This is a genomic window from Polynucleobacter sp. 39-46-10 (assembly GCF_002282275.1).
The window spans coordinates 1-9,058 of sequence record NZ_NCJB01000092.1; the positions used below are offsets into that span (position 1 = coordinate 1).

At 44.0% G+C, this 9,058-nt stretch carries 6 protein-coding genes and 2 pseudogenes; 2 read left to right on the forward strand and 6 right to left on the reverse strand.

Features of this window, described 5'->3' with window-relative positions:
* Both B7X71_RS08805 and gcl read right to left on the reverse strand, forming a co-directional pair.
* A pseudogene (locus B7X71_RS08805) lies at positions 1–88 on the reverse strand (hydroxypyruvate isomerase); the annotation flags it as partial.
* Positions 89–117: 29 nt separating this feature from the next.
* Complete coding sequence (gene gcl, locus B7X71_RS08810; protein WP_293598275.1) at positions 118–1,908, reverse strand: glyoxylate carboligase; 1,791 nt, start codon at positions 1,906–1,908, stop codon at positions 118–120.
* Between the two features lie 133 nt (positions 1,909–2,041).
* Between gcl and B7X71_RS08815 the strand changes: the two genes are divergently transcribed.
* A complete protein-coding gene (locus B7X71_RS08815; protein WP_293598276.1) occupies positions 2,042–2,965 on the forward strand; it encodes a LysR family transcriptional regulator in 924 nt (307 codons plus the stop codon).
* Between the two features lie 66 nt (positions 2,966–3,031).
* Here B7X71_RS08815 and B7X71_RS08820 read toward each other — a convergent pair whose 3' ends face one another.
* Complete coding sequence (locus B7X71_RS08820; protein ID WP_293598277.1) at positions 3,032–4,045, reverse strand: 2-dehydropantoate 2-reductase; 1,014 nt, start codon at positions 4,043–4,045, stop codon at positions 3,032–3,034.
* Between the two features lie 319 nt (positions 4,046–4,364).
* Entirely contained in the window at positions 4,365–6,068 is a 1,704-nt protein-coding gene (locus tag B7X71_RS08825; RefSeq protein ID WP_293600536.1) for an amidohydrolase, read from the reverse strand.
* Positions 6,069–6,261: 193 nt separating this feature from the next.
* On the opposite strand from B7X71_RS08825, the pseudogene B7X71_RS08830 reads away from it, so the two are divergent.
* Positions 6,262–6,897: pseudogene (locus B7X71_RS08830) on the forward strand (NAD(P)H-dependent oxidoreductase).
* A gap of 33 nt (positions 6,898–6,930) precedes the next feature.
* Here the strand turns inward: B7X71_RS08830 and B7X71_RS08835 are convergent.
* On the reverse strand, positions 6,931–7,803 hold the full coding sequence (locus tag B7X71_RS08835) for a DMT family transporter (RefSeq protein ID WP_293599233.1): 873 nt from the start codon (positions 7,801–7,803) through the stop codon (positions 6,931–6,933).
* A 43-nt stretch (positions 7,804–7,846) separates the two neighbouring features.
* Positions 7,847–8,500 carry a cupin domain-containing protein gene (locus tag B7X71_RS08840; protein WP_293599234.1) on the reverse strand — a complete coding sequence of 218 codons (654 nt, stop codon included), beginning with the start codon at positions 8,498–8,500 and terminating at the stop codon, positions 7,847–7,849.
* Positions 8,501–9,058 lie beyond the last annotated feature (558 nt).

The following is a 9,058-nucleotide window of genomic DNA, read 5'->3' on the forward strand; positions in this document are numbered from 1 at the left end:
TAAAGCCACCTGTCTTAGCCAGCGCAAAGCGCTCCAAGAACGGTGCTTCGTTGAACAGCATGGTGAGGTTGGCGGCAAAACGGGGCATTAGATTCCTTTAATGACAACTTGAAAAAATTAAGACTGCAATACAGCGACAGGAGCATCCTCAATGGAATTGGCTAAAGGCTCAAACTCATTGATGTTGTCAATTTCTGTACCCATGGCGATATTTGTAACGCGCTCTAGGATCACTTCCACCACGACAGGCACTTTAAACTCTGCAATCCAGGCTTCGGCCTGAGCAATCGCTGGTGCTAATTGCTCCTCTCGCTCAACCCGAATGGCCTTACAGCCTAAGCCCTCCACCACTTTGATGTGATCAACGCCATAACCCTTCACAATGCCATCACTCTCAGGAGTATTGACGTTATCAAAAGCTAGCTGAACGCAGTAGTCCATATCAAATCCACGTTGCGCTTGACGAATCAAACCCAAATAACTGTTGTTGACCAGCACCTGAATGAATGGCAATTTAAATTGCGCACCAACTGCCAACTCTTCGATCATGAATTGAAAATCATAATCTCCAGATAAAGCAACAATTTTTCTACTTGGATCAGCAGCTCTCACACCCAGTGCCGCTGGCACAGTCCAACCCAATGGGCCAGCTTGCCCGCAATTAATCCAATGGCGAGGCTTAAAGACTTTTAAGAATTGTGCGCCAGCAATTTGCGATAAACCAATCGTACTGACATACGTTACATCCTCACCAAATGCTTTGACCATCTCTTGGTAAACGCGCTGAGGCTTCATTGGAGATTCTGTAAAATTTGTCTTGCGCTGATGCGCAATTGAATTTTTTCTAGATAGGCATTCAGTAGCCCATTGACCACGATCTTTCAGCTTGCCAGCCTTTTTCATTTCCGTAGCCACCTCAATAAATAACTGCAATGCAGCCTTGGCATCTGAGACGATTCCATAGTCTGGTGTAAAAATTCTACCGATCTGTGTTGGTTCAATGTCTACGTGTATAAATTTTCGACCCTTACAGTACACCTCAGTAGAGCCAGTGTGGCGATTAGCCCAGCGATTACCAATACCCAATACGAAGTCACTTGCCAGCATCGTTGCATTGCCATAACGATGAGATGTCTGTAGACCAACCATACCGGCCATCAAAGGGTGATTATCAGGAATACTGCCCCACCCCATCAAAGTTGGGATGACCGGAATACCAGTCAACTCCGCAAATTGCACTAACAAATCTGAAGCATCGGCATTAATTACGCCTCCACCAGAAACAATGAGTGGATTCTCAGACTCATTTAGTATTTCTAGCGCTTTTTCAATTTGCTTACGAGTAGCTTGTGGCTTATATGCTGGTAATGACTCATAAGTATCGATATCAAATTCGATTTCTGCCATCTGCACATCAATAGGTAAGTCAATTAATACCGGGCCTGGACGTCCTGATCGCATCAAGTGAAAGGCCTGTTGAAATACTCTGGGAACTAATGCTGGCTCCAAAACAGTCACAGCCATCTTCGTCAGCGGCTTGGCAATAGCAGCAATATCGACTGCCTGAAAATCTTCCTTGTGTAACTTTGCACGTGGTGCTTGGCCAGTAATGCAAAGAATTGGAATACTGTCAGCCTGCGCAGAATACAAGCCGGTAATCATGTCGGTACCTCCGGGGCCTGAAGTTCCGATACAAACGCCGATATTTCCAGGGGCTGCTCTGGTATAGCCCTCAGCCATATGCGAAGCACCCTCTACGTGCCTGGCTAACACATGTGCAATTGATTGACGCTCTTTCATTTGCGCATACAAAGGATTAATTGCCGCACCTGGCACGCCGAAAGCTTGGGTTACGCCCTCCTTCTCCATTACCAACACTGCTGCCATTGCCGCTTTCATCTTTGCCATGGTTTGTCTCCTAGTTTTGTTATGACTGAATCATCAACAAATTTGAATGCTTTGAGAACCTCACCAAATCTATATCTAGTATTCCTCCATGGAATAGTGTAAAAAGTCCTTTTGTTAGCTAAAGAATCTATTCATGGATCGCGTACAAGGAATTTCTCTTTTTATTAGAGTCGTTGAGACAGGCTCTTTTAGTAAAGCGGCTGAAGATTTGGGAATCACTCAACCAACAGCCACTAAGTTTGTTGCCAGTATGGAGAAACGCCTAGGCGTACTCCTACTTCACCGCAGCACTCGCGGAGTAACGCCCACAGAAATTGGTAAGCTCTACTATGAAAAATGTAAGTTAATTGCGCGCGAGATTGAGGAGGCTGATGACTTAGCCTCACTATTGCAGTCCAAGGTTCGAGGAAAGTTAACCATCAGCTCTTCAGTTGCCTTTGGAAGGCGCGTGCTGATGCCGTCTATTCTGAAGTTCATGTCGCACCATCCAGAGCTTGAAGTGAACCTCAATATGGACGATCGCTACATCAACCTGATTGAGCAAGGAGTAGATCTCGCAATCCGAATGCGTCGTTTACCTGACTCCTCCCTTGGGTCGCGCCTACTTGGGGAGAATCCGTGGGTTTTGGTTGCCAGCCCTAGTTATCTGAAAAAAAATCCAGCACCGAAAAATCCGGGGGATATTCATAAACATCGAGCACTAATTTACACCACGGTTCAAGGCGATCATCGCTGGAGCTTTACCAATGGAAATAATAAAAATGAAGTGGTTGAAGTGAGTGGCCCATTCACCTCAAATAACCTCTCATCCATCCTATCGGCCGCAAGAACCGACATGGGTTTGGCGGTGCTGCCTTGGTATGTGGCGCACCAATCTGTCAAAGATAAAGTTCTGAAGCCCGTTATGGAAGAATGGTCGTTGCCGACCCAAGAAATTCATGCGGTATTTTCTTCGCCAAAACACGTTCCTACCAAAGTGAGCCAATGTATTGACTGGCTTCAGACTCAATTTAAAGGTGAGTGGTGGAAGGGAATCCCAGCTGGAAAGTCGGAGTAAAAAACCCGCCCATCAAGGGCGGGTAAAGATACAGCATAGGTACTACATGACTTCGGAAGGTAGGGCTCAAGCTGCCATAGGTAAGGCTAGATGCCCGTGGGATGACTGAACTCTAGAATTTAGTAGCTTAGTTAAAGCAAAGACCGTACTTAAACAAGGGGTTGGCGTTTGAGTGATTTGACCCAGCTCAATGACTGACCCCAGCAATGCGTCAATCTCCAAGTTATGCCCAGCCTCTAGATCTTGCAGCATCGATGTTTTGTGCTTCCCAACTTTTTCCGCGCCAGCAATACGTCGTTCAATATCAACTCTAAATACCACGCCCAGTTTTTCAGCAATAGCTTGAGCCTCGGTCATCATATTGCGAGCCAGATCTTTGGTGAGCGGAAATTGACAAATACCCTCCAAATGCTCATGAGTTAGAGCGCTAATAGGGTTAAAGGTCATATTGCCCCAAAGTTTTAACCAAATCTCGGCACGAATGTCATCTAATATGGGTGACTTAAATCCAGCAAGGGTCATCATTTCAGAGATTCTCTGCGCCCTTTCAGAAATCGATCCATCCAACTCGCCAATCGGAAAGCGATTTCCCTCAACATGCTGAATGACGCCAGGAGATTGCGTAAAGGTCGCCGGATAAACTACGCATCCCATGATGTTGGCTGGATTAATCTTTCTCATAATCACGCCACCGGGATCAACGGTTGCCACGGCATGCTCTTCAAAGCTGCCATTCAGGCGCTGAAAATACCACCAAGGAATTCCATTCTGCATTGGAATTAAAACGGTATCTGGCCCCATTATTCCAGCAAGATCATCTACGATAGGCTCAACCTGATGGGCTTTAACGGTCAACATAACAATATCTGGAGTCTCCACCTCAGAAAGCTTTCCAACCGCTTTTACAGTGGCATGAAGTGGCGCCTCATGGTTCTCCAAAATTAAGTTCAAGCCGTTTTTTTGAATCGCCTCTAAAGTTGCCCCACGAGCTAGCACCGTAACGTCATTCCCGGCCCTTGCTAGCATCACAGCCAAGTAGCCACCAATTGCACCACCCCCACCGATTACACAGATTTTCATAACCACTCCATAAGAACAAGAAATTTTTCATTAGAGTCATCATGTACAAAGAACTTGCCTCTGAGAAGTATATGAATCTCATATGTAATATTCCAATTCAGAATACCGAGAGTCTAGATCGTGTTATTTACACTAAAAAAATATGGCGCCCTGATCGGGAATGAGGACTAATGCCAGATAATCATTGGATAATTCATGGCAGGTAGCATTTGATAAGACAGCGCATGACCTAAGTAGTAATCTAAAAAAAACCAACCCAAGGGTTGGCATTTTTATGTGCGATTGGCAATCTAAGTGCACTTAAGTTAGTACGGCATGGTCATAAACTAACCTTCTTACCGTCAATCCAAGTTTCTTTAACTTTGATGTTGCGGATTTCTGCAGGAGGTGTTTTGCGTGGGTTCTTTTCTAGGATAACCAGGTCAGCCTGTTTACCTACTTCGAGGCTACCTACAATGTTGTCTGCAAATACTTGATAAGCCGCATCAATGGTAATGGCACGAATTGCATCATCCACTGAAACTGCTTGATCGGGTCCTAGGACTTTTTGAGGCGGCAACTGCCACAAGCGAGTCACCTCTTCGCTGATGTAGTTCAATGGGCCAACATTGGAAACTGGGGAGTCGCTGTGGAGTGTAAATTTTCCACCTAAGCGCTTAAAGTCTCCAGCCGGGTCAATACGCTTTGCACGCTCAGACCCAATAATGTGATCATTGAACGCAGCACCCCAATAATCTACATGACCAATAGTGAAGCTTGGTATTACACCCAACTGAACGGCTTTTTTAACATGAGATTCATTATTCACAGTGAAATGTTCAATACGCAAACGACGATCTTGAGGCTTTGGATTGCCTGCTAAAAGCTTCGAGTAGGTATTGAGCGCCTGGTCGATAGCTTTATCACCATTAGAGTGAGAAGAAATTTGCCAACCTTGATCAAAATACGACTTCATCGAGGTATAAATATCGGCATCTTTAAAGTTCAAAGCACCGCTCCATTTGGAGTTCTTTGGATAGCTATAGGGCTCTTTCAGTGCTGCAGTTAAACCTTGGGTTGAGCCGTCCGTAATGTATTTAATACCGATAAAGCGTAGCTGATCATCCCCATCATTTGGCTTAATGGCGTTATAGCCAGCCGGCAAAGTTTCACTGAACAAGTAACCACGCACCCTGATTGGTGATTGCTTTTTTGCAAAGATAGCTTTGTAAATTGCAACCTCTTTATCCACACCAAAATTACCGCCAACACTCATATCAGAGGCTGTTGTCACCCCTGTCGAAGCCATTTTCTTCATAGTCCCCTGAATAGCACCAAATAATTCAGCTTCAGAAGGGGTGGGCATCTTCGACATAAATGGTAAATAGGAAGGTGGCTCCACTAATTTTCCAGTGAGATTACCTTTAGCATCTTTGACATAGATGCCACCACCCTGAGGATTTGGAGTTTTATTGGAAATGCCGGCTAACTCAATAGCCTTATGGTTTACATAGCCAATATGACCAGATTGATTGACGATAAAGATTGGCACATCTTTGGAAACCTGATCCAAATCATCCGCAGTTAACTCTGCCATAAATGGTGTTGTACGTGATGGATCTACACCGAACCCAAATAACCAACCACCTTGTGGAATCGTTTTTAGATGAGCCTTCATTTTTGCAATCAAAGTCTCCTTGGTGTCATACGGCAACGTGAAATTACTGAGATTCAAGCCCAGACCTTCAAAAACTGATGTCACCATAATATGCACGTGCGGCTCAACAAAGCCTGGCATTAAAGTCTGACCTTGAAGATCAACGACCTTAGTGCTGCTTGACTGCCATTCTTTAGCAACAGCATCTTTAGAGCCCACTGCAACAATCTTGCCGTTCTGAACCGCAAGAGCTTGAACCTCATCGTTCTTAGCGTTCACAGTAACAATTGGGCCACCATAAAAAATAGTGTCTGCACTACCTTTAGCAAAAGTAACAGCACACTGAGCCATCAATAGAGCAGCCAGTAATTTGGGTGTGAAATTCATATTTAAATCCTTTTATTAAAATTCATTACTTCAGAATAACTACAGTAGCGTGATTAATAGTCGAGGGAAGGATTTCATTTTTGGAAGCAATTATGTCAAAAGGTTATAAAAATAACAAAAATAAGTACTGATATTTTAAAGGCTTTAATATCAAACCAACCAATTAAATACCCCATATTCCCAAGGAAATGAAATGACGCTGATCGATAAGCTGCAATGGCGCTATGCCACGAAAAAGATGGATTCAACTAAAGCTGTCCCAGTTCAAAAACTAGAGAACATCCTAGAAGCAATTCGATTGACAGCCAGCTCCAGCGGTCTTCAGCCTTATGAAATTTTTGTTATTACCAATGCGGGTATTCGCGAACAAATTAAAGCAATTGCTTGGGGTCAGACTCAAATTACAGACTGCTCTTATCTATTGGTTTTTGCAGCCTGGGATACCTACACAGTTGAGCGCATCAATGCAGCATTTGATATGACTGAAAAGCTGCGGAACTTTAAAAGTGAGTCTGGAACAATTTATCGCCAGAAATTACTGAGTGACTACCCGCTACGCGATCCAGAAACGAATTTCACGCATGCAGCTAAACAAGCCTAAATTGCCTTAGGGACTGCTTTAATTGCAGCCGCCGAAGAGCAGGTGGACTGCACCCCAATGGAAGGTTTTGATCCCGAAGCGCTAGATAGAATTTTGGACTTAAAGGCCACAGGATTGCGAAGTGTCATCATGCTACCTTTAGGCTACAGAAAAACAGATGAAGATTGGTTGGTTACCTTGAAAAAAGTAAGGCGTAGTAAAGAAGACTTTATTCACTGGTTGCCATAAATTACGCTGAAGTGATAATCTCACTTCAGCTGATTAGGTCCTCTTGACCAGCATGCGCTTGCCCAATATGACGGTGGATATCACTAATATTGCGAAGACCACATTCATTAGAGTTAATGAGTCCCCCAACAAAATGCTGGCTGCTAATAAAGTGCAAAAGGGTTGAATCAGCTGCACCTGACTAACGCGCGCAATACCGCCAATCGCTAAGCCCTCATACCAAAAGAAAAATCCAAGGAACATCGGGAATAGACTTAAGTACACGAATGTGGTCCAAGGAAAAATACCTAGGTCTAAATAGCTTGCCTCGAACGTGACATAAGACATCAGCAGGTTGATGGGCAAGGAAATCACTAAAGCCCATGAAATAACAGCACGGGGGTTGATCCTCCGAGATAAATCCCCGCCCTCTACATAACCAATACATGCACAAATACCACCAAGCACTAGCAAGGCATCAACGCTTGTAAAGCTGCCAGAATTTTTTAATAGTGCATACACCGCCACAAGGACGGCGCCCAATAAAGAAACTATCCAGAATCCGAGAGAAGGTCTCTCTTTGAACCGGATAACCCCAATCACAGTTGTTGCTAGCGGCATCATACCCAGAATGACGGCACCGTGAGAGGATGAACCCTGCGTCATTGCTACAGTCGTAAAAATAGGAAAGCCAAATACAACACCCAAAGCAATTACTACAAACTTAGCAAAATCGGTCTTTTGAGGTATTTCCTCTTTTTTATACACAAGATAGGCAATAGCCACTGCACCAGCTAGAGCAGCACGGCCAAATGCGATGAAATAGGGATCAAAACTCAAAACGGCAATCTTGCTCACCGGTAAGGTTAGGCTAAATATCAGAATGCCGATAAATCCAATCAGCATTCCCTTAGTCTCTTTATTCACCGCTCCCCTTTTATTGCACTACAGAATGATTGAACTCTATCACCTAGCTTAATAGATGCCCGGTTTTGACAAAAATAGTGCACCCCTCTTTGCTGAAAGGCTGATGCAGACTTAGATGAGGACTTCTAATCCATGAGCCGGCCGGATAGCGCCCATGCTCATCCTCAAATACACCGTCAACCACAAAGATTTCTTCGCCACCATAATGTTTATGAGGGTTGAAGTAGGTTTGAGGCGCCCATCGAACTAAAGTAGAACCGCTACCTTGCCGCATGAGAGGCATCACAGTGAGGCCAGACACCATACCTTGGTACCAGGGGGCTGATTTGGTATCAATAATCTCTCGCTCAACTTGATCAACGCCAAGGTGGCGCAATTTCACAAAAAGAGTACAGCCGGCTTTACTGAAGGGTGCATGAGAAGATCCAGGGGGATTCATGATATAGCTACCAGCAGGATAGTCGCCGGTTTCATCGCTAAATACTCCATCGAGCACTAATATCTCTTCACCAAATTCATGGGTATGCGTTTGAAACTGCGAGCCAGGCTGATAACGAACAATAGAGGTCGCCTTTGCCACCTCATTACCAATTCGATCAAGCATACGCCGCTCAATACCTACCTCAGGGCTAGGCACCCAAGGTAAATCATGGTGATTAATTACGACCCTCTTGGTGTAATCGGAATTGATGTTCATGAATTGCATTCAAATAATTAAAAATATAACAAAGCATAGCAAGCAATTAGACTTAGCGCTTAGGGGATTCAATTGAAAAACGACTTAGGAATCTCTCTAAGTCGTTAATTTCATTGGTGGGCCCACCAGGACTTGAACCTGGGACCAAAAGACTATGAGAGCAGATATCCAAAGAAAACCACTAAGAATTCAAGAGGTTATGCCTCCTAAATATCGTCGTGTAGCATTTTGTGTAGTGAAATAACACATCATTAAAGAATTACTGGCTGACTATTTGGTTTCCAAAACCAAAGGATTTTTGGAGCAACCATCTAACACCCCATTGCTCCGAAGTAGTTTAAAGAATCTGAAATGTAATTAATGACCCGCTGTAGTCATTTATAGATCGGTAGGCAATAAGACCGAAACACACAAACCAGATTGATTCTTTTCATCGCTAAATTCTAACCTTACTTCTGCTTATGGATAAGGCATCGTTTTCTACTTGACTACTACCTTTATTTGCAAACACTGCAAAGCTTGCAGTAGCAATTGTCACCGCCAAAAAAGAGATTTTGC

Excerpts from the sequence above, each read along its gene's own strand:
- gcl (WP_293598275.1), bottom strand. The coding sequence starts at position 1,908 with ATGGCAAAGATGAAAGCGGCAATGGCAGCAGTGTTGGTAATGGAGAAG.
- B7X71_RS08815 (WP_293598276.1), top strand. The coding sequence starts at position 2,042 with ATGGATCGCGTACAAGGAATTTCTCTTTTTATTAGAGTCGTTGAGACA.
- B7X71_RS08820 (WP_293598277.1), bottom strand. The coding sequence starts at position 4,045 with ATGAAAATCTGTGTAATCGGTGGGGGTGGTGCAATTGGTGGCTACTTG.
- B7X71_RS08840 (WP_293599234.1), bottom strand. The coding sequence starts at position 8,500 with ATGAACATCAATTCCGATTACACCAAGAGGGTCGTAATTAATCACCAT.
- B7X71_RS08825 (WP_293600536.1), bottom strand. The coding sequence starts at position 6,068 with ATGAATTTCACACCCAAATTACTGGCTGCTCTATTGATGGCTCAGTGT.